Below are 20,964 nucleotides of genomic sequence, written 5' to 3'. Positions count from 1 at the left end.
TCAGCCTTTTTATATATGTTCAACCTATTTTTGGGTTGCTGTCATCTGTAGAAACTGCTCAATATCGGCAATAACCAAGTCCGCAGCATTTTGCCAGAATTCCGGTTGTGTCAGGTCGGTACCCAGATGTTTCTGAGCAAGTTCTTCGACCGTCATACGCCCTGTATCCCGCAACAAATCATCATATTTATCTGCAAATGCTGTACCTTCCTGCTGCGCTCTTGCATAGATTCCCGCACTGAACATATAACCGAACGTGTATGGGAAATTATAGAACGGTACACCAGTTAGATAGAAGTGCAGTTTGGATGCCCAGAAATGAGGGTGATCTGATGCAAGTGCACCGCAGAACGCTTCCTGCTGCGCCTCCACCATTAATTTGGATAATTCATCCGCGCTGACCAAGCCTTTTTTGCGTTGTTCATAGAAACGATTCTCAAACAGGAACCGGGCATGGATGTTCATAAAGAAAGCCACACTTCGCTGTATCTTGTCTTCCAGCAAAGCCAGCTTCTCTTGCTCATCTGTTGCCGCCTGCACCAGGGCATCTGCTACAATCAGTTCAGCAAACGTGGAAGCTGTCTCAGCCACATTCATCGCATAACGTTGATTCAATGCAGGCAACTCTTCCATAATGTGTTGATGATATCCATGACCAAGTTCATGCGCAAGGGTCGACACATTAGACGGTGTCCCAGAGAAGGTCATAAAAATTCGAGTTGCTTTGCTAAGTGGCAAAGACGTACAGAATCCACCTGGACGCTTGCCAGGACGGTCTTCTGCTTCGATCCAGCGTTTCTCAAAAGCCATCTCTGCAAACGAGGAAAGTTTAGGACTGAACTTGGCAAACTGCTCAACAATATTGATGGCTGCCTCATCGTAAGTGATTTTGCCACTCGATTTACCTACAGGTGCATCTACGTCGCTCCAGCTGAGCTTGTCTACCCCCAGCAGTTCTGCCTTGCGCTCCAGATATTGAACAAGCGCAGGTTTGGCACCGTTAATCACATCCCACATCGTATCCAGTGTCTGACGTGACATCCGGTTGATGGCCAGAGGTTCTTTGAGGATATCATCCCAGCCACGTTTCTCATATAACTTCAGACGGAATCCCGCGAGGTGATTCAGCGTGTCAGCGCAGAAATCTTCGACATCGGTCCAAGCCTGCTCCCAGTTTGCGAATACCGTCTCGCGTACATTCCGATCACTATCGCTCAGCTTGTTGGCAGCCTGTCCTGCGGAGAGCATCACCGTTTCCCCATCTTGCTCAAATGGAATGTTCACCTTGCTGACAATCGTGTTGTAGAATTTGCCCCAACCATGGTAACCATCTACACCCAGATCCAGAGCAAGACCTTCCAGTTCAGGCGACAGCTTCTCACGAGCCAGCGTGCGACTCTCGTTCAGTACAAATGCCAGCGGCTTAATATCTTCCCGAGCAATCCAGGCATCCCACACCGAATCCGATGTCTGACTGAGTGTATTATCGAACTTCGATTTGCTGCCGTTCAGCATCGCTGCAATAGAACTGATAGCGCCCTGAAGCTGGGTTGCCTTTTTGTCCTTCTGGTTTTGCGATGAGAGGCAGGATACAAACGCAGAACCTTCCGATATGCGGATATAACAGCTTTGCAGCAGTTCCAAAATCGGATCAAATGCAGCCGTCTCTTCTAATGAAGTCGGTGCAGGTGTTTCGTTCAACAGATGTTGCAGTTTACGTACATCCTCTTCCAGTTCAATCAGATACGCAGCGAATGTCTCGGAGGAAGAACCTCCACTAAAAATGGACTCCAGATCCCATACGGGGTGTAATGGCGTTTTCATTTAATAAGGCACCTCTCTCTATAAATTGGATGGTTAGGATTGAATTAAAAACTGGTTTTCTGTGTGCCATATCTCTATACTAGAGAAATACTTATAGTAACTTTCAGGAGGTAAACGTATGAAACCTTTACAAGTATCGGCTGATACAGCCGTCAAATTAGCAGAATCCCTGGGCGTACCTTTGGAGCACCTGATGCACATGCCCCAACATATCCTGATGCAGAAGATTGCGGAACTCGCCAAACAAGAAACCTCCAAACCTTCCGCACCAGAAGGCGAACAAGAATGATTCCGTTTGAGAACAGCTGGCCTTACGATATTGTGATGGGAGACATCTATGTACAGCAATGTCCCTACTGTCATGCAAGCAACGTGCTGCTCCCCCTCAAACCAAAAGAGCTTGTGCTCATTCGCGAAGGCAAAAAGAAATTACTGGTATTTCCCTGCTGTAATACAAGCATGACCGTGATCGACAACGACAGTGACTATTTGTTATCCAGCCGTCCTGTCCGTAACTAATGTAAGATCAACTTAGAGGGGGCTGCGCTTCGCAGCCTCTTTGTCTGTTTCCAGCATCTCTTCAGGGAGTTCCAACTTACTTGAAATCATCTGCTCACGCAGCACGGCCCACTGTTCCCTTGAAGCACGAATCATGGCCGCATCTGTGATCCGCTTGTCATGAATGACCTTGCTGAACCATTGCACTGCTTCATTAAACCGTCCTACCCTGCGGTTCAATTCCCCGAGCAAATACAACAGTTTGGCTTCATTGCCACCCGTTCCTTCACGTTCGAACACCTTCACATAGGCTTCCAGGCTAAATTCAAGAAAACGATGTTCCTGTGCATGGTCCTCCATATAACGATACAACCAAGCTATATGATGCAACAGACCAGCGACGACACGATCTTTCTCCTGGATAACCTGTGCGCACAGCAAGGCAAGCTTGTACGTTGCCAACGCCTGTTCCAGTGTTCGTGCTCCGCTATAATCACGTTTAACCCAGCGGTTACCGATCTGTTCCTTAAAAGCCTTGCGCTGAGCATCATTTAAATGCTCCGTTGCGTTCTCCGTCGTGGCAAACCCGCACTGAGGACAGATGCGAACCACATAAAAATCTGGATTCTCCAGCTTGTAGTAAGCACAAAAATCCGAATCCGTCCGGTATGGCCTTTTCAAACTCGGTCTTACCCGTGAGGTTTCATACTCGGTTTCGCAATAATGGCAGGTGACTTTCACCTTATACAGCGGCTCTAATTCCAATCTTTTCCATCCCTCTCCCGTACGCTCGTAATCATATTCGGAACTATGGTGTATTCACAAAATGATGTGCAGGCCCGGATAAACGCTGCAGGATAAACGAATGCAAGGGCTCCTCCACACCAATCTGTGTTAAGGCTTGATCCATACATGCAAGCCAAGCCTCAGCCCGTTCAACCGTCACTTCAAAATGCATATGACGGGCACGCATCATCGGATGTCCAAACGCCTCGGAAAACAGCCCTGGGCCCCCAAAAAACTGAGACAAAAACATATACTGCTTGTCGATGACCGGCTGAATATCTTCCGGGAAAAGCGGAGCCAGCTGCTCATTCTGCTGAACGATCGGATAAAAGGCCTCGACCAGTGCGCGAACACCTTTCTCACCGCCAAGATTGTCATAAATACTCAAACTGGGATTCATTCGTCTGATTCCCCTTTCTGATGTCGAATTTTGCCATATATTACACGTTCCGTGAACATTGTGAAAACAGTAACAATATCCAGGCCACAAAAGCCTTTATCTCCATTCTATCAAAAAAAACCAAAAAGTCCTATATAACATGAAATCATCAGGACATGTAACCTGCCATCTGTATATAGGACCCTTTTCAAAAATAGCACAAAAAAACGCCAACCGCTTGGGTTGGCGCACTAGATATTTCATTAATAACTCCGCCAGTCCTCTTCCTCAGAGCGTACAAGCGAGGCACGTATCACATATACAAAAGCACAGACCAGGATTCCGGTGACAAGACTCATGATCATCACTCCATCCGAATTGAATTCCACCTTGGAGACAATTAGGTGACGTTCAGGCGTTTTTCTCATTTTAGCACACATCACTCAAAAACACAGCCACTTTTGCAAGCGCTTTCTACGTATAATTTTGTACTGTTTGTCCACTTTTTTTCATATATTGATGGCAATAACATCACAGACTTCCGCACATCGACCATTCCAAAAATAAAGGAGAAGAATTCATGGCTGCTTCACAACGACTCACCCATGTCCTGGTCACACTCGCTCTCCTGATCCTTTGTGTGTTAATGGTCTTGTATCCAGCGGAAACCTGGCATGCGGGTGTACGCGGACTGTCCATCTGGTGGGACGTATTGTTTCCCTCCCTTTTTCCTTTTTTGGTGCTGTCCGAGCTGCTGCTCGGCTTTGGCATTGTTCATTTTCTAGGTACCTTGCTGAATCCACTGATGCGTCCATTGTTTCGTGTTCCCGGAAGCGGTGGTTTTGTATTTGCCGTGAGCTGTGCATCCGGTTATCCTACAGGGGCGAAACTGACCGCTCAGTTATGGGAACAAAAGCTGGTTACCCGGGAAGAAGGAGAACGGCTCGTTGCCTTCACTACATCATCCGATCCGATCTTCATGATTGGAGCGGTATCGGTTGGGTTCTTCCATAATGTCGCCATTGCTCCAGTATTGGTTGCGAGCCATTACGCTGCAGCTTTTCTGGTGGGTATGCTCATGCGTTTTTACGGGGGTACAGCAAAAGGCTCACAGCCAGACATCTCTTCTGGATCTCCATCGGAGGAGATACCTAGAAACAGACTGGTCCGGGCCATCTATGCGATGCATGAAGCAAGAAAGGCTGACGGACGGGCATTCGGTGAACTGCTGCGCCAGGCAGTCTCCTCATCCCTTCGCCTTATTATTATCGTAGGAGGGCTGGTTGTATTCTTCTCGGTCATGATGGAGCTGCTTGTACAGACCGGTTGGCTTGGCGGATTATACGGGATAACCGAGCAATTGTTACGACATAGCGGACTGCCTCCATCCCTATCTCCTAGCTTGGTCGGTGGGCTGTTTGAAGTAACGCTGGGGAACAAAGAGGCTGGGAGTGCCGGGGCATCCATCCCACTCGTCTATAAAGTAGCAGCTGCAGCCTTTGTTCTCTCCTGGGGCGGATTATCCGTCCATGCACAGATCATGAGTGTTCTTAGCAACACACCCATGAGATACGGTCCATTTCTATTTGCCAGAGCAATTCATGCCCTAATCGCACCTGTGCTGGTCCTGCTGTTGTGGACACCCATGATGGGGCGTTCCTCTTCACCCGTTCTTATGGAGCCCGGTTTCATCCCATCGTTATCAACGTATACACCGGACTGGGGACTGATTTTCTTATCCGGAATGATTGTTTTTGTAAGCCTCATCGTGTTGTTGTTATTCCTTGCGATATTAAGTTCCATTCTCAAGCCTAGACGACATGCCAAAAAATAAGTCAACGATTCATCTATATTTAACGGAATATGCGCCCAAACGTTGTGTTCTTCCGCGGAATTGATTATCATCGGTAGTATAATGACCACAAAGGAGCTTTCATCTTGAGATACTATGTTCAAGACCGCGGAGACCAGTTATCGATTGATCTCAGTCAGCAGTTTCATGCGCTGGCGAAGGAAGAAGGGTTCAAGCTGGATGCAGAATCGCCGGAGATTGTTATCTCCATCGGGGGCGATGGTACGATGCTACAGGCATTTCACAATTTCATCGACCGTATTCCGGATATTGCTTTTGTTGGGGTTCATACAGGCCATCTCGGCTTTTACGCCGATTGGAAGAAGGAAGAATTACGGGAATTAGTCAGGCTGATGAGTGGCAAGGGAGATCCGGAGCGTCTCAAACCACGCATTGTACAATACCCGCTATTGGAGCTTGAGATCCGGAAAAAGTCAGGGAATTCCTCTTACATCGCCCTTAATGAATTTACGTTAAAAGGTGTAGACGGTACCGTCGTGGCCCAGGTCGATATTAACGATGTGACATTTGAGATGTTCCGTGGGGATGGCATCTGTGTATCCACACCATCAGGCAGTACGGCATACAACAAGGCCCTTGGGGGTGCCATGGTTCATCCAACCATCGAGGCCATTCAGATTGCGGAGATTGCATCGATTAATAACCGGGTCTATCGGACACTTGGTTCACCGGTTATTTTGCCCAAGCATCATCATTGTGATATTTTCTCCCGCAAGGATCAGCGGTTACTGATGACCATTGATCATGTGAATGTGATGGTGGAGGATCTGATCTCCGTCCGTTGTCAGGTATCCAGTCACAAGGTCAGTTTCGCACGTTTCCGCCCTTATCCATTCTGGAACCGGGTTCGCACGGCATTTCTTGACTAAAATAAACACACCAAAAAAGCGGTCCTTCTCAGGAACCGCTTTTTGCTTTGGCTTGAGGTTGATCTTTGCTCTTCTGAAGCACAAAGTACGCACAGCCAAAGTTACAATATTCATTGATATAATCCACCATACTGGCGATTGTGGAATCCTTTGTCGCTTTTGGATGGTTATCACGGTAAAACCCTTTTAACCTCAACTGGCTATAACCCCAGTCCCCGATAATATAATCATAACGCTCCAGCACTTCACTGTAACGATCACGGAAAACCTCTGGATTCCAGCCTTCTTTGTGGTTCTGGACGATTTCATAATTTTTGCCGCCGATCTGTACAATGACCGGTTCTTTGGGCTTTTCTTCAACTGACTCAACAACCGATTCCTGAGCCGGCTCCTGGATCTGTTCCTGAAGTTGGTCCTGAATCTGTTCTGTGTTTTTTTCTTCTTCCAATCCGGTATCCTCCATCACGCGTGTGTTGCCGCCTGTTCAGCATGTTTGGTAGCCGATTTCACCTGTTCATGCGCATGGTAGGAGCTGCGTACCATAGGGCCAGATTCGACGTGGCTGAATCCACGTTTTAATCCTTCCTGTTTTAATGCAGCAAACTCCTCTGGCGGATAATACTTTTCAACATACAGATGTTTCTCCGATGGCTGCAAATATTGACCAATCGTCATAATATCACAGTTCACCGCACGAAGATCATCCATTGTTGATAAAATTTCATTATATTCCTCACCTACACCAAGCATAATGCTTGATTTCGTAGGGATGTTAGGTTGCATTTCTTTGGCACGAGCAAGCAATTCCAGTGAACGTTTATATTTTGCCTTGGCACGCACTTTGTCTGACAACCGCTCAACCGTCTCAATATTGTGATTCAAAATGTCCGGTTTGGCATCCATTACAATCTGCAAAGATTCCCGATCACCCAGAAAGTCTGGAATGAGTACTTCAACGCTACACAATGGCAACCGTCGTCTTACGGCCTTCACGGTCTCTGCAAAAATCGTAGCTCCCCCGTCCTTCAGGTCATCACGGGCTACACTTGTAATTACGCAGTGTTGCAGATTCATCTGCTCTGCTGCTTCCGCCACACGTTCTGGTTCCTGCAAATCAAGCTCCGTTGGCAAGCCTGTATTCACCGCGCAAAAACGGCATGCCCTTGTGCAAATGTCGCCCAAAATCATAAAAGTGGCCGTTCGATTGGCCCAGCATTCATAAATATTCGGACACCGTGCTTCCTCACATACCGTATGCAGCGTTTTGGAACGCATCATCGTTTTCATTTCCTGATAGTTATCGCCGGTTGTCAATTTGATCCGAATCCAATCCGGCTTCGGTTCTTTAACACGTTTAGCCAATGCATAAACCTTCTTTCTACTGAAGTTAGGCTGTTGCTCGGAACATATTATACCATGAAAGCGCTGGAAAAACCCCCATTTGTCACATCTTGTGCATTCATGCCCGATATGGACAATTTGTATAATTGGATTCCCCCCCAAGAGCTTACATGGATAAAATGAGAACTTTTGAAGAACGCTAACCTTTAGCTTGGTTCATCGGGTACCTTGTATCATTCTAATGGAAAGGGGCTGCATCCCAGTGCAACAACGCTTGACCTTCAGGCACACGTACCGCTTTTGGATCAAAACATTACTTGCAGGTACTCTGCTTCTCCCATTCTTGCCTGTTGAAGCTTACAGTGAACCCGCCGAGGCCGCTCCCAAACCACAGGCTGCCGAGTTAAAACCCGCAGAAATTTTTGCTGCACGTCGCCATTTATATGAAACCATCGGTCAGATGACCCAGATTCCCTGGTACAGGCTTGCCGCAATTGATCAGTATGAACGAACGATTACTCGCGCACACCCAAAGGATCGCAAGCATCCTGAGCGGCTTACAGGTATCTTCATGACCCCTCCGGCCTGGAGAGGATGGTTAAATCCCGATGAGACGGATCAACATCCGGAATCCATTCTTTTTTTCAAAGGATATGGACGTGATGGTTCAGGAGACGGTATAGCAGATGCCAACAATGATCAGGATGTGCTGTACAGCATGGCTTCTGTTATTCAAGGTTACGGGAACAAGCAAGAGGACTTCAACATTGCCTTGTGGGAATACTATCACAACTCCCGTGCTGTGCAACGGATACAGCAATTCGCGAAGTTATATGAGCATTTTGACAATCTGGATCTATTCGGACATGCCTTTCCGGTCCCGCTCGGAACCAACTACTCCTATCGCAGTACCTGGGGAACGAAAAGAAGCTGGGGCGGTTATCGCATTCATGAGGGAACAGATATCTTCGCTCCGCATGGCCTGCCTGTGCGCAGTACCTGTTACGGAGTCGTGGAAATCAAAGGCTGGAACCCGTTTGGCGGCTGGCGCATCGGTATCCGGGATTTGAACAACCATTATCATTACTACGCCCACCTATCGGGTTTTGACAAAAGTGCACGCATCGGTGAAGTGGTTATCCCCGGTCAGGTCGTAGGTTGGGTTGGCAGTTCGGGTTACGGGAAACCTGGGACACAGGGCAAATTCCCTCCTCATCTGCACTATGGGATCTACCGGGACAGCGGACTGCACGAATGGTCGTTCGATCCTTATCCACAGCTGAAACATTGGGAACAGGATGAACGCAAACAAAAGAGCAAGAAAAGTAAGTGAAACGAGGATATGCTCCGTACGTGGAAGCATTCTGGAGTACAACTCATGTCTTGACCCAAACCTGTAAATTGGCGGGATTAAGTCGATTCTCTTCTGCTCAGAGTACGATAAGCATTCGAAAAAGGGACCTCTTTAATAGAGGCCCCTTTCTTTGTTTTACAATTCAAATTGTGTGTATCATGGGTGCGCGTCCTTATTGAGCTGCAATCCCCCATTCACATCAGGCAGATCATCCGGTTCAATTTCAAGTTCATTCCCTTGCAAAGGGTCTGACGGCGTCTGTTGCTGGTTCTGGCTAGGCGGATTCGTAGTTACTCCATTACCGCTTGATACACCCGTATGACCTGATGGCAGCGCAATAGCTGGGGCGTTACTGCCGTTAGTGCCCACTGGCTTGCCCTGATTATCGTAATAATACATTGGCACATCCCCGACAACCAGAAGGTAGGAAATCGGAATTTCCGTATCAACCGTTTCGGGCTCCATGTCGAATGGCACCACGACCGCGACCTCAGCAATAATGTGAATGTACACTTCCACCAAGATCATGTTAATCCCCGCATTTTGCTGACGGGTGTTCAGGTCCACTTTGACAGCGCCTTGGGGCTCAATACGAACCGGTATACTCGGGCCAAATGAAGCCAACACCGGACTGCCCAGCGCCTGCCCCAGCGGGATTTTTTCTTTTAACATGTGTACATTCTGCAGCGTGGATTGCACAATATTCATCGTACTTGCAGTAATTTGCATATGCTCATTGTAGTTCAGCATGAAACCGGACACTTTCCCGGCGGTATCCGTCTTCCAGTCAATCAGTCCTTCGTTGGTTTTGCCATCTGCAACCTGTGCTGTAATCGCCTTGTTGATCGCTTCAGTCGCAATCTGCTTCACTCTGATCTTGGCCAAGTGCATGATGGGGGGCTTCATCTTTTTATCCACATAAGCAAAGCCCTGCATCAAACAAAACGCGGTGACCAATAGAATGATCAACCACATTTTGCGTTTGCCGCTTGGCGGCTTACGGCGTCTCCGGCTTCGCCATTTTCTTCTCATCATCGAAGTGTCCCTCCCCTACGGGATGAGCTATAGGCTATATGTTAACCTTATGCACCGTTGTCCCGAAAAAGAAGGACAGTACGTGGACACTGGATAGAAAGTAACAACAACAACGACAACATTAAAGGGACAAGTACTCCTCATTGGCTAAACTAACCGCAAATCGGAAACTACATAAACAGAGATAAAAAAAGCCTTTCGCCCGCAGATTGCTCTGCAAGGCAAAAGGCTTTATGTTCAGACCACCCAAAGATTCAGGCCATGTCTATCCTTTTATTTTGGAACAGTTTCCCAGTCTTTCAGGAAACGTTCAATCCCGCTGTCCGTCAGTGGGTGTTTCCAAAGTGTCGGCAGAAGCGAACCCGGAATGGTGGCAATATGCGCACCGGAAAGGGCTGCATCCTCGACATGTTTGATATTGCGAATGCTTGCTGCGATAATCTCGGAAGGCAGATCATACATGTCCAGAATCAGACGCAGATCACGAATCAATTTCATACCATCCACCGCAATATCATCCAGGCGACCAACGAAAGGACTGATGTAGGTTGCACCGGTTTTCGCCGCCATCAGACCCTGTGCTGCGGAGAAAATCAGCGTTACATTGGTTTTGATCCCTTTTTGCGTCAACTCATGACAAGCGTACAGCCCATCTTCGGTCATCGGCAATTTAATGACTACATTCGGTGCCCATTCTGCAATTTCATAAGCTTCCTTCAACATATCCTCGGCTTTGAGACCGATGACTTCAGCACTGACCGGCCCTTTAACAACGCCACAGATCTCCTGAATGACTTCTTTAAATACGCGACCTTCTTTGGCAATCAAAGACGGGTTAGTCGTGACTCCATCCACCAGACCCAGACGTTCGATCCGTTTGATTTCTTCCACATTCCCTGTATCCAAGAAAAATTTCATGATATGTTCCCTCCACTTGATGAATTCGTAAACACGATATAAGTCATTACCCGATGTTCATCATATGTTAACAGTTATATATAAAAAATTAATTTTTCTCTACAGCGTGACCGCCAAATTCATTACGCAATGCTGCTACCACTTTACCAGTGAATGTATCTGTTTCCAGTGAACGATAACGCATCAGCAAGGACAACGCAATAACCGGTGTAGCGGTTTGAAGGTCAAATGCTGTTTCTACCGTCCAGCGTCCTTCACCGGAAGAGTGCATTACACCTTTAATCTCATCGAGGTTTGCATCTTTGGAGAAGGCACGTTCTGTCAGCTCCATCAACCAAGAGCGGATAACGGAACCGTTGTTCCATACGCGAGCCACTTGTTCGAAGTCGAAATCAAACCCACTTTTTTCCAATACGTCAAAACCTTCACCGATGGATGCCATCATACCGTACTCGATACCATTGTGAACCATTTTGAGGAAGTGACCGCTGCCCGCTTTACCAGCATACAGGTAGCCATTCTCTACGGAAGTGTCTTTAAATGCCGGTTCAACGATTGCCCAAGCTTCCGGGTCTCCACCGATCATATAACATGCTCCATTACGCGCGCCTTCCATACCGCCAGATGTACCTGCATCCATGTAGTGAATGCCTTTAGTTTTCATCTCTTCGTAGCGACGGATGGATTCTTTGTAGTGGGAGTTACCCGCTTCAATAATGATGTCCCCTTTGGACAACAATGGGCTAACTTCAGCCAGCACAGCGTCTACTACGTTGTGGGGAACCATGATCCACAATACACGTGGGGATTCGAGCGAAGCCACCATCTCTGCGTAAGAAGATACGCCTTCAGCGCCATATTCTTTCATTTCATTTACTGCATCAGCGTTCAGGTCAAAAGCAACCACTTCGTGTTTGTGATCAATCAAGTTTCTACCCAGGTTCAATCCCATTTTTCCTAATCCGACAAGTCCAAGTTTCATTTCAAAATCCTCCTGTTATGAACAATGTTTAAATTTCATTTGCGTTCAAAATTTAAAATAAGTGCTTAACGTTTGGTGAAGTAACCGTTCCGGTCACGAATCGTTCTTTTGATCGCTGTTATCCCCAGATTTTTTGAATCTCCTATATAGGAGAAAATCCGGGGATACAGGCGAACGCTTTGCTTCTACAGAATCGATTTCGTCCCCCTACACTACATTCTCAGCGTTCAAGCCAACCCATTTTCAAAACTGAACCGCTAATCTATATTCAAAAATTTTCACGGCCTTCTGGCAAACATAACCAGAAGGACTTATGCAAAATTGGAACGGTATGATTCGTAATTAATACTGTTTTTATATCAGAATTGAATTGCAACATACGACCCAACTCGCTCTGGAGTACAGGCTCTAGACGAATAGGAGCATTTCGTTTTCTATATCCCGCTGAGCGGAAGGTGGTCTTTTGAAAAGGCAAAATGTTCATTGGTGAGCACAATGGAATGTACTGTTTTTTTACTATTGTGTTCTCTTATGCTCACTCTTTCGTTTCACTTACCACCAACGGTAACCGTCTGCTGCCGTCAGGCGATCTGCTGACTCAGGTCCATGCGAACCTGCACTGTACGTATCCAGTGGCACGCTGCCCGCTTCGAATGCTTCCTGAATCGGTTGTACCCATTGCCATGCCAGCTCCACTTCGTTCCAGTGTGCAAAGAAGGTGGAATCTCCACGCATCGCATCAAAGATCAGATTCTCGTAAGCTTCAGGGATGTTACGTTTACCTGAGTTGAATGTCATATGCATTGGTTCCACTTCACCATGGTTCAATGGATTCTTCGCATTTAATTGAAGCGAGATGCTTTCTCCAGGACCAATTTCAATCGTCAGCAGGTTCGGTTCCGTTGTATTTTCGGATTCATGACCTGTCTTCAGTGGTGCCTTGAATTCAACAACGATTCTGGTGGATTTCTCAGCCAGGCGTTTACCTGTACGGATATAAAATGGAACTTCGCTCCAGAATGGATCATCGATCCAAAGTCTCGCGGCAACATACGTCTCATTCTGAGATCCGGCTGGAATGCCAGGCTCGTCCAGATATCCAACAACCGAGGAACCTTGCAGCTCACCTGCTGCATATTGCGCACGAACAACTTCAGAAGCGATATTTTCTTTTGTCAACGGACGAAGTGCTTCAGCAATTTTTTGCTTTTTAAATTGAATTTCTTCCGGCGTGCAACGTTTTGGTAAATGCAAACCAATCATCATCAGCAACTGAAGCATATGGTTTTGGAACATGTCACGAAGAGCACCACTTTGGTCGTAATACGCGGCACGTTCTTCAACACCCACCGTCTCACTTGCCGTAATCTGTACATTGGCAATATAACGGTTAGACCACAACGCTTGAATCACCGGATTTGCATAGGTGAGCGTCTCAATATTTTGAACCATCGGTTTACCGAGGAAATGGTCAATGCGATAGATTTCTTCTTCCGCGAAGGTATTGCTCAGTTTTTCGTTCAAATCACGAGCTGATTGCAGGTCGTGTCCGAATGGTTTTTCGATAATCAGTTTCTTCCAGCCTTTGGTGTTACCCAGGCCACTTTCTTGAATGTTCAATGCGATTGGCTCAAAGAATTCCGGTGCCACCGACATGTAGAACATGCGGTTTTCGGGAATGTTAAGCTCTTGTTCACGCTGTTGAACCAGTTCCAACAATTTGGTGTAATCTTCAAGCTTCGTATTATTTAAAGAACAATAACGGAAAGCGCCAATGAAATCACGAACCTGAGATGCTTCTTCCGGCGTCTGACGTGAGAATTCATGCAGTGACTTTTCAACATTCGCCTGGAAGTCCGTATCCGACAATTCACGTCGTCCCAATCCGATAACGGAGAAAGATTTCGGCATTTTCTGATCCATGTACAAGTTATATAATGCAGGGTAAATCTTGCGTTTGGCTAAATCGCCTGTTGCCCCGAACAGGACAAATGTCATTGCATCCATTGGAGTGCCTCCTGTGATCTGTGCAGTATAGTATATGATGTTGCAAAATGTTCAAATCCAAGCATGACAAAAGACGGAATAAGTGGGTGTATTCCCCGCCTTGCCTCCGTTTATATAACACGCCTGAATTCAACCATGGAACATTCCTTCTCTCCACAACCTGTGTTTAGGTTATAAATTGTAACCATTTGAATTAACGTTACCCATATTACACCTGTCGTCACAATTCGTCAATAATCGTGTCGAACCTGTGAACTCCAGTGTTTATAGGGTTTTTATTTGATGATAACGCTTTATGTGGTAAGATTAAGAACAATTGGCATGTGACATTTTACACATATGGCCTGTGGACAAGTAGGTTACAATAAGTATACTAATGATATTACAAGCAATACTAAACCAAAGGAGTACAATCATGAGCGATGATGAGAATGCCAAGCAAATATGTACAAAAGTGGAACAATCTTATCAGATCATTGGCCGAAAATGGGTAGCCCTCATTATCCATGCGTTGATGGAGGAACCCAAACGCTTCAGTGAGATTCACGCTTATATCCCTGACTTGAGCAAACGTGTGTTAAATGAACGAATGAAGGAATTGGAGGAAGAGGGACTTGTGGTTCGCCATGTGGTCACGGAACGTCCAGTTCGAACTGAATATATGTTGTCACGAAAAGGCACGGAACTGGGGAGAGCGCTAAGCGCCGTGGAACGTTGGGCTGATAAGTGGTTGTAGCATCCCTTAATTTAAAGGCGAAATAGGGATTACCAACGGGAAATGCAAAACACACGTATAAACGTCATATTATTCATGTCTTTAATATTGTCTCTAATAGATGATTAACTCACTCCGAAATAGAATATTTTGGGACGGGGTGTTATTCTTAATCATTTAAAAGTAAAAGATGCCAAAATCACTAGACGTGAGTTGGCATCTTTTTCTGCGATTTTTATTCGAATATCACGAATCCAACTTGCTACCCAGCGTAATACTCGAATCCTCGAAGTTGTCCACCGTCGTCTTTTTTTCATAAAAGTGTACGGCATGTTTCATAATTCCTTCTCTTGTGTAAAATGCGTCTTCCGCTCCTAGTGGGAAAACAACCTTTTCCCCCGTGCTTGCAGATTTGTAAATACCCACAATCAATTCAAGCGTATTTCGGCCACTTTTCCCATCCACTAGAAGGGGTGATCCTGTTTCAATAGCGTTTAACACATTCTCAACTTGCCCAGCGTGACCGACATGAGTAACATCCGGTAATTCGTCAGCGAGTTTCTGAATCTGGTGTTCCAACTCTCGATTCGGTTCCGGAAATCCGTTATTCCTCGCGGTAGAAGCAACCACTTTCCAAGGTGCAGATACCCGGGCTTCCTTGCCCTGAAAAATTAACTGTTGCTCCTCTCCGTGATGTACGACGGAACTGGTAATTATGCCAAGCGCCCCTTCCTGGAAGCGAAGCATGGCCATGGATATATCCTCGACTTCGGCATTATCATGTGCCGTATTTGCCATCATCGCCTGTAATTCCACTGGAGGTCCCATCATCCACAGCATGGCATCAATATGATGCACCGCATGATTAAGCGTACAGCCTCCGCCTTCTTTTTCCCATGTCCCGCGCCACCACAGATCATAATAATTGTGGCCCCTCCACCAGAACGAATCAACCTGCACATGTACAATCGGTCCCATCCGTTTACTGTCCAGCACACCTTTTAGCTTCATCATTGGTGTCGTAAACCTATTCTGTGCTACTACAGATAGCAACTTGCCACTTTCTTGCGCTGCTCTCAACATCAGATCCGCTTCCTCCAGGGAAGATGCCATCGGTTTTTCGACCAACACATGTGCACCTGCTTGCATGAAATCACACGCAATGGGAGCATGCGTGTACGGTGGTGTACAGACTGATACCAGATCAATGTTTTGGGCAAGTAACTCTGTGTAATCCGTGACTGCTTGTGCACCTTCCAGACCATATTCATTAATTCGCTTCTGTGCTTTTTCCACGTAGATATCGACGACAGCAACAATCTGACATCGCTCAGGGAACGCCAAATATGCTGAGATATGTGCTCCACTAATTGCACCTGCTCCGATAATTGCCACTGTTAACATCGTTGCATACCTCCCTTATTCCCTTCACAATACACAATAATAAAGCGCTTTTATGCGTTCATCTTGTGCTAAAATAAAACTATCTTGCGCATGTTGAGGGAGGAGTTCATGATGTCTTTCATTCCAGAAAAATATTTTAATTTGGCATATCGTCGCACTTCCAACACATCGTTTCGCGAGGTGTTCCATGCTCATTCACAAATGGAAATTACGTACATACATAAGGGATACGGTCAGTTGATAACAGAAGGCCAGGTGTTCTCCCTTGAACCCGGTATGCTCATGATTTTTCGACCTTTTCAATTGCACCACGTCCAGATTCAAGTATCCCAACAACAGCCTTTCATTCGAAATGTACTCATGGTTGAACTTGATCTGTTGAAGGCACACTGGTCGCATTTTATCGCGACTCACCGTTTCATACAGGATCTGTTGAGAGAGCAATCTCCCATTCAGCCCATCCGACTTGCTACCACTTCCCCACTCATTCAACGAATGGAACAATTCGATAAGACTTATCCAGATCTGCTACCTCATGAAGCTGAGGAGGATACGTGTCTCTTTGTGCTCGATACACTTACGCAACTTCGCTACTTATGGAAAGATGTTACAAATCGTCCTTCACATACGGGCGCAACATTCAATTCAGGTATTCTTCACCCTCATGCCGAAGCCATCATGCAATGGATTGAGCAGCATTATTCACAGCCTTTCCGTTTGGAGCATATCGCAGATACACTTCACCTATCTCCCTATCATCTGTCTCATTTGTTCAAAAAAGCGACCGGCACCACGATTGTCGCTTATGCTCAAGCTACCCGCATTCGTCATGCGTGCGTGCTGCTCACCCGTTCCTCGCTTACGGTTCCCGAAATCGGTCACCGTGTCGGTATGACGAGTCCCTCCTACTTTTGCAAGGTATTCCGTACTGCCACAGGCACAACACCGCATCAATATCGGCTGAATGTGCAGGGGAGGAAATAATGGTTCACAACATAAAGAAAGAAGCGAAAGAATCTCTTCTCCGCTTCTGCTCCTCTTTCACAGTTCACTCAACTCAACGCACATTGAGCTCCAACCGTTTCAAATAGGGAATTAGGCGTCTCTCTAGCTGCCTTAAATCATCCTTCTGCTCCGCTGACAAGCGTTCCTCATGGATACTTCCATCCTTGTCCATCACCATAACTTGGTATTTTTTCATTTGTTCATAGACAGACTTGAACTCACGATATTGTTCCTTGGTAAATGTCTTTTCTGCCTGTTCCAATTGTTCCGTCCAGAATTGTTGGTCGTCCATCCGTTTTTTGGAGGACCCTACACTCACAGCTTCCAGCTTCTCAAAAAACGGTTCCAACTCAGCTACAAGAATGTTATATCGTTCCTGCTCCACTGTACTCCACTGCTCTGGATGCATACTGCCCTGAGAATCGGCATACTTCACGGCCATTTGCCCCATTTGCTTCAGCAGGTCCATATATTGAACAAATTCTTCTTCGCTGAAATGGGCCTTGGCCGTCTGCAGCTTTGTTTCCAACCTCAGGTAATCCTCAGCTGTTCCCCCCATAGCAGCGATATTCTCCTGTGAACCATATATTCCGTCTGCGAGATAGGTGTACCCTGCATAGGCTCCGGTGGGAACAATGAGTACAACAGCCAATAGCCCAGTGACCAGCCATTTTTTTCGATTTCTTCTGATGTGTGAATCATTTCGAATACCATCCATCATTTTATGTTTAATTCTAGCAGGAACGGACCAGTCTTTGGTCTCTTCCTGGTAGGCTTTTCGCAACTGTTCATCGAGTTTCATGCAGATCCTCCACCTTTCCCCGCAATCTTGGATTCATCTTCTCTTTCTGTCTCAACTTCGCCAGCGCCGCATGTATACGCGATTTTACGGTTCCAAGCGGAATCTCCAATATGTCAGCAATCTCCTCTTGCGTATATTCATTCAAATAATGAAGTGTGACCACCTGCTGCAGCTTGTACGGCAAACGGCGCACCTGTTCCAGCAGAGGACGATTGGCCAGTTTGTTGATCAAATCAGTGGAAAAATCATATTCCATACCAACGTCAGATTTTTCGATCCGCTTGTTAAACCGAAACTGCATCAACCTTTTGCGCCGATAACTCTGAACCTGTCGCATCGTCACCCCCATCAACCAGGGACGAAAAGCACGCTCCGCATCATATCGCTCTAATGACCGATACGCCTGAATGTAAATCTCCTGTACCACGTCCTCCGCGTCAGACTCGTCCTTGATGAGAAAACGCACAGTTCGATATATCCCCGTCACTGTTTTCTCATATAATTCTCCATATGCTTCTTCACGCCCAGTACGTATTAACGTTACAAGTTCTATGTACTCATCCTGCTCACTCATTAGCCATCCCCTTCCTCCTTACACTATATATTGGCACGCCAGCATCATATCGTTCGATTTATTTATTGAATGAGTAGGTATAGCTGAATCTGATACAAAAAAGACCTCTGGTGTTTATCATGATATAATATACCTAATTTTGATATAACTGGAGGTTTTGAACCTGAGTTATAAGATTACCTTTGCTCTTTTGCTATTATCTATTTCGATCATCGGATTAGTAATCGCCAGAACCCACCTTGAGGCCTACGCCACGGTATATAGACTTATTGGAGTTTTGGTTATCATATCGACTTACTTCTTTTTCTTTCGAAAGCGGATATAGGGAGTAACTTAACAGGGGTGGTCACTACTGTAATGAAACTTTTCAGCAAATTGTACTCAGAATATTTACTGATTCCACGACCTCTACGTTTGTTGTTTTTATGGGGATGGATTGTTTTGTTTTTGGTTGCTGGTACCAAATTCAGATGGTTCTACTTCCTACAATAAACTGATTTCATAGAAGTCTGATCCCCTTGGGCATAAAAAAAGAGCTGAGTCGTCATTATGACGTCTCGGCTCTTCTTTGATGCTCATCCTCATCCTTGCAGATAAAGATATAGGTAATCAACTCGAGCTCGCTTATACGTTCCTTTTTGAGACAAACTTTATTTGATACTCAGAAATTCGTCCCACTTGATCACCGTTCCTGAATAGTTCCATCTATTCAAGTCTTGCCATTAAGTTGGCAAGGCTTTTTTTTCTTAAACGTAAGTTGTTTGGCTTTGCTTATGTATTCTTTAGATTTTCTTCAGAATTTTGCTCATTAATTCCTTAGTTTTTTTCATTAAGATTGCTATATCAACAAGAGAGGAGGCAAAACAATGATCAGTAATACGATCTTAGAGCTACTTCATCAGTATGGTTATCTGATTTTTTATTTTGCCTTCTCATTAGGACCTTTCGGTATTCCAATTCCAAATGATAAATCACAAATCTCAACATCATAAACACTTCGTTAAAGCTGAAATGATTCTGAATAAGAGTGGCAATTGGGCAATGTGCATCGGTTTGTTCATTCCAATCGTGCGCTATGTTCTCCCTTTGGTGATGGGACTCAATGGCGTACAGTATAGAAAATTTGCTCTTATCTCCTATTCCAGTGCTTTGTTATGGACCATAACGTATTTTACAGCGGGAATCTACTTCGGCGGTCCCATCCTATCTACGCTTCAATTATTCCATTTCTAACTGGGTCTGATAACATACCATCACATTATGGAGGAACCCCTATGAATTCCAATGAACCTGTACTATTTTTGAAAAGTTTTCTGCAAAGCCCTAAACATGTCGGCAGTATCATACCAAGTTCCCGGTTTCTCGCCAGCAAAATGGTGAAGCAAGCCTCTTGGTTAGAGGCAAAAGCAGTCGCCGAGCTTGGATCGGGTACAGGTCCGATCACTCGCTATATTCATCAACAAGTACAGAATTCCACCAAAGTCCTATTGTTTGAGATGAACGAAACGATGAGGAATACTCTTCAGACGGCATACCCGGAGTTCTCCTGTTATCCAGACGCCGCTCGATTGGTAGAATCCATGAATCAAGAGGGCGTTCAGCAACTGGATTACATTTTTAGCGGATTGCCGTTTTTCAACTTTGAGCCTGAATTAAGAAATACGTTGGTAGACCAGATCCATAAGGCACTCAAACCTGGAGGGTTATTCATCGCCTTTCAATATTCACTCCAAATGAAAAAAACATTATCCGAACACTTTATCATCGAAAAAATAGAATTCGTGCCTTTGAACATACCTTCTGCGTTCGTTTATGTCTGTCGCAAAAAGGAAACAATTTAAACATTCCGGACTATCGTTTACACTGATGTTATTCTAATTTTTAAGGAGTGTTGAATCATGAGTACCGTTCTCGTTGTTGATGATGAACCCGATATCCGGGATGTCATTCATGTCTATTTACGTAACGAAGGATATCAGGTCATTGAAGCAACCAATGGTGAGGAAGCGCTAAATATTATCAAAACAACATCGGTCCAACTCGTTATTCTGGATGTCATGATGCCCATTATGGACGGAATCAAAGCCTGCTTCAAAATAAGAGAAGTATCAGCCACTCCGATTATAATGCTATCCGCCAAGGAAGAAGACATTGATAAAATCACGGGCCTGACTACCGGGGCTGATGATTACATGGTCAAACCGTTTAATCCGCTAGAGTTACTTGCTCGCGTTAAGGCTCAGCTGCGACGTCAAACACTGATTGGCAAAGCAGAATTCAATTCACTTATTCTGATCAAGGACCTTGTCATTGATACAAGTAAACATTCCGTGAAGCTCAAAGAAAATGACATTTCGCTTACGCCTCTGGAGTTTTCTATTCTGGTGTTGCTTGCCAGCCAACCTGGACAAGTATTTAGCTCCGAGAAGATATACGAAACTGTATGGAAAGAACCTTTCGGGTATTCGGATAATACGGTGATGGTTCATATTCGTAACCTGCGTGAGAAATTGGAAATGAATCCACGGGAACCTCAGTATATTAAAACGGTATGGGGAGTGGGCTATAAAATTGATTAAACGATTACCACATTTTAAA

At 45.5% G+C, this 20,964-nt stretch carries 24 protein-coding genes; 11 read left to right on the top strand and 13 right to left on the bottom strand.

What is annotated here, in order from left to right; genetic code table 11:
- Positions 1–24: 24 nt before the first annotated feature.
- Positions 25–1,824, bottom strand: a complete 1,800-nt coding sequence (locus ACE04G_RS21900) for a M3 family oligoendopeptidase (protein WP_339305584.1) — start codon at positions 1,822–1,824, stop codon at positions 25–27.
- A 118-nt stretch (positions 1,825–1,942) separates the two neighbouring features.
- Between ACE04G_RS21900 and ACE04G_RS21895 the strand changes: the two genes are divergently transcribed.
- The gene (locus tag ACE04G_RS21895; protein ID WP_074096390.1) at positions 1,943–2,113 is read left to right on the top strand and encodes a YycC family protein; all 171 of its coding nucleotides are present in this window, start codon (positions 1,943–1,945) and stop codon (positions 2,111–2,113) included.
- Positions 2,110–2,343 (top strand): hypothetical protein, encoded by a 234-nt coding sequence (locus ACE04G_RS21890; protein ID WP_017692378.1) that lies wholly within the window; start codon positions 2,110–2,112, stop codon positions 2,341–2,343. Before ACE04G_RS21895 ends, ACE04G_RS21890 begins: the two co-directional genes overlap by 4 nt.
- A gap of 12 nt (positions 2,344–2,355) precedes the next feature.
- Here the strand turns inward: ACE04G_RS21890 and ACE04G_RS21885 are convergent, their stop codons facing one another.
- From ACE04G_RS21885 to ACE04G_RS21875, 3 genes are all read right to left on the bottom strand, one after another.
- Positions 2,356–3,087, bottom strand: coding sequence for a DUF2225 domain-containing protein (locus ACE04G_RS21885; RefSeq protein WP_076254604.1), 732 nt, complete (start codon positions 3,085–3,087; stop codon positions 2,356–2,358).
- A 43-nt stretch (positions 3,088–3,130) separates the two neighbouring features.
- Positions 3,131–3,508 (bottom strand): globin domain-containing protein, encoded by a 378-nt coding sequence (locus tag ACE04G_RS21880; protein WP_036605723.1) that lies wholly within the window; start codon positions 3,506–3,508, stop codon positions 3,131–3,133.
- A 242-nt stretch (positions 3,509–3,750) separates the two neighbouring features.
- Positions 3,751–3,915, bottom strand: coding sequence for a hypothetical protein (locus tag ACE04G_RS21875; protein ID WP_155984997.1), 165 nt, complete (start codon positions 3,913–3,915; stop codon positions 3,751–3,753).
- 152 nt (positions 3,916–4,067) lie between these two features.
- Between ACE04G_RS21875 and ylbJ the strand changes: the two genes are divergently transcribed.
- Positions 4,068–5,321, top strand: a complete 1,254-nt coding sequence (gene ylbJ, locus ACE04G_RS21870) for a sporulation integral membrane protein YlbJ (protein WP_339305587.1) — start codon at positions 4,068–4,070, stop codon at positions 5,319–5,321.
- Positions 5,322–5,425: 104 nt separating this feature from the next.
- Positions 5,426–6,229: an NAD kinase gene (locus ACE04G_RS21865; RefSeq protein ID WP_036673293.1), complete on the top strand. Its 804-nt coding sequence runs from the start codon at positions 5,426–5,428 to the stop codon at positions 6,227–6,229.
- Positions 6,230–6,257: 28 nt separating this feature from the next.
- On the opposite strand, the gene ACE04G_RS21860 is transcribed toward ACE04G_RS21865, so the two are convergent.
- Together ACE04G_RS21860 and lipA are read right to left on the bottom strand one after the other, a co-directional pair.
- Complete coding sequence (locus ACE04G_RS21860; protein ID WP_244988285.1) at positions 6,258–6,677, bottom strand: YutD family protein; 420 nt, start codon at positions 6,675–6,677, stop codon at positions 6,258–6,260.
- A 14-nt stretch (positions 6,678–6,691) separates the two neighbouring features.
- The gene (lipA, locus tag ACE04G_RS21855; protein WP_017692371.1) at positions 6,692–7,591 is read right to left on the bottom strand and encodes a lipoyl synthase; all 900 of its coding nucleotides are present in this window, start codon (positions 7,589–7,591) and stop codon (positions 6,692–6,694) included.
- A 241-nt stretch (positions 7,592–7,832) separates the two neighbouring features.
- On the opposite strand from lipA, the gene ACE04G_RS21850 reads away from it, so the two are divergent.
- Positions 7,833–8,903: a M23 family metallopeptidase gene (locus ACE04G_RS21850; RefSeq protein ID WP_449003620.1), complete on the top strand. Its 1,071-nt coding sequence runs from the start codon at positions 7,833–7,835 to the stop codon at positions 8,901–8,903.
- Positions 8,904–9,080: 177 nt separating this feature from the next.
- Here ACE04G_RS21850 and yunB read toward each other — a convergent pair whose 3' ends face one another.
- From yunB to zwf, 4 genes are all read right to left on the bottom strand, one after another.
- Positions 9,081–9,959, bottom strand: coding sequence for a sporulation protein YunB (yunB, locus tag ACE04G_RS21845; protein ID WP_221823623.1), 879 nt, complete (start codon positions 9,957–9,959; stop codon positions 9,081–9,083).
- A 273-nt stretch (positions 9,960–10,232) separates the two neighbouring features.
- Complete coding sequence (gene fsa / locus ACE04G_RS21840; RefSeq protein WP_449003621.1) at positions 10,233–10,877, bottom strand: fructose-6-phosphate aldolase; 645 nt, start codon at positions 10,875–10,877, stop codon at positions 10,233–10,235.
- 88 nt (positions 10,878–10,965) lie between these two features.
- Positions 10,966–11,859, bottom strand: a complete 894-nt coding sequence (gene gnd, locus ACE04G_RS21835; RefSeq protein WP_076211001.1) for a phosphogluconate dehydrogenase (NAD(+)-dependent, decarboxylating) — start codon at positions 11,857–11,859, stop codon at positions 10,966–10,968.
- A gap of 552 nt (positions 11,860–12,411) precedes the next feature.
- Positions 12,412–13,866 (bottom strand): glucose-6-phosphate dehydrogenase, encoded by a 1,455-nt coding sequence (zwf, locus tag ACE04G_RS21830; protein ID WP_036605716.1) that lies wholly within the window; start codon positions 13,864–13,866, stop codon positions 12,412–12,414.
- 415 nt (positions 13,867–14,281) lie between these two features.
- Here zwf and ACE04G_RS21825 point away from each other — a divergent pair, with 415 nt between their 5' ends.
- Positions 14,282–14,602 carry a winged helix-turn-helix transcriptional regulator gene (locus ACE04G_RS21825; protein ID WP_036605715.1) on the top strand — a complete coding sequence of 107 codons (321 nt, stop codon included), beginning with the start codon at positions 14,282–14,284 and terminating at the stop codon, positions 14,600–14,602.
- A gap of 225 nt (positions 14,603–14,827) precedes the next feature.
- On the opposite strand, the gene ACE04G_RS21820 is transcribed toward ACE04G_RS21825, so the two are convergent.
- Positions 14,828–15,985: a Gfo/Idh/MocA family protein gene (locus ACE04G_RS21820; protein WP_221823627.1), complete on the bottom strand. Its 1,158-nt coding sequence runs from the start codon at positions 15,983–15,985 to the stop codon at positions 14,828–14,830.
- Between the two features lie 108 nt (positions 15,986–16,093).
- Between ACE04G_RS21820 and ACE04G_RS21815 the strand changes: the two genes are divergently transcribed.
- A complete protein-coding gene (locus ACE04G_RS21815; protein WP_449003622.1) occupies positions 16,094–16,969 on the top strand; it encodes a helix-turn-helix domain-containing protein in 876 nt (291 codons plus the stop codon).
- Between the two features lie 73 nt (positions 16,970–17,042).
- Here the strand turns inward: ACE04G_RS21815 and ACE04G_RS21810 are convergent, their stop codons facing one another.
- Together ACE04G_RS21810 and ACE04G_RS21805 are read right to left on the bottom strand one after the other, a co-directional pair.
- Entirely contained in the window at positions 17,043–17,792 is a 750-nt protein-coding gene (locus tag ACE04G_RS21810) for a DUF3600 domain-containing protein (protein WP_221823631.1), read from the bottom strand.
- Entirely contained in the window at positions 17,779–18,366 is a 588-nt protein-coding gene (locus ACE04G_RS21805; protein WP_221823633.1) for a sigma-70 family RNA polymerase sigma factor, read from the bottom strand. The genes ACE04G_RS21810 and ACE04G_RS21805 overlap by 14 nt, the downstream gene beginning before the upstream one ends.
- A gap of 866 nt (positions 18,367–19,232) precedes the next feature.
- Between ACE04G_RS21805 and ACE04G_RS21800 the strand changes: the two genes are divergently transcribed.
- Genes ACE04G_RS21800 through ACE04G_RS21785 form a run of 4 tightly spaced genes read left to right on the top strand, consistent with a single transcriptional unit; the run spans position 19,233 to position 20,945 of the window.
- Entirely contained in the window at positions 19,233–19,358 is a 126-nt protein-coding gene (locus ACE04G_RS21800; protein WP_260632923.1) for a hypothetical protein, read from the top strand.
- Positions 19,330–19,599 carry a DedA family protein gene (locus ACE04G_RS21795; protein WP_486094759.1) on the top strand — a complete coding sequence of 90 codons (270 nt, stop codon included), beginning with the start codon at positions 19,330–19,332 and terminating at the stop codon, positions 19,597–19,599. Before ACE04G_RS21800 ends, ACE04G_RS21795 begins: the two co-directional genes overlap by 29 nt.
- 41 nt (positions 19,600–19,640) lie before the next feature.
- Positions 19,641–20,207: a class I SAM-dependent methyltransferase gene (locus tag ACE04G_RS21790; protein WP_221823634.1), complete on the top strand. Its 567-nt coding sequence runs from the start codon at positions 19,641–19,643 to the stop codon at positions 20,205–20,207.
- A gap of 57 nt (positions 20,208–20,264) precedes the next feature.
- Positions 20,265–20,945, top strand: a complete 681-nt coding sequence (locus ACE04G_RS21785) for a response regulator transcription factor (protein ID WP_221823636.1) — start codon at positions 20,265–20,267, stop codon at positions 20,943–20,945.
- Positions 20,946–20,964: the final 19 nt, after the last annotated feature.

Source organism: Paenibacillus sp. AGC31 (assembly GCF_057334655.1).
The sequence above is the reverse complement of the archived record's forward strand: the minus strand, read 5'-3'. Positions and strand labels throughout refer to the sequence as shown.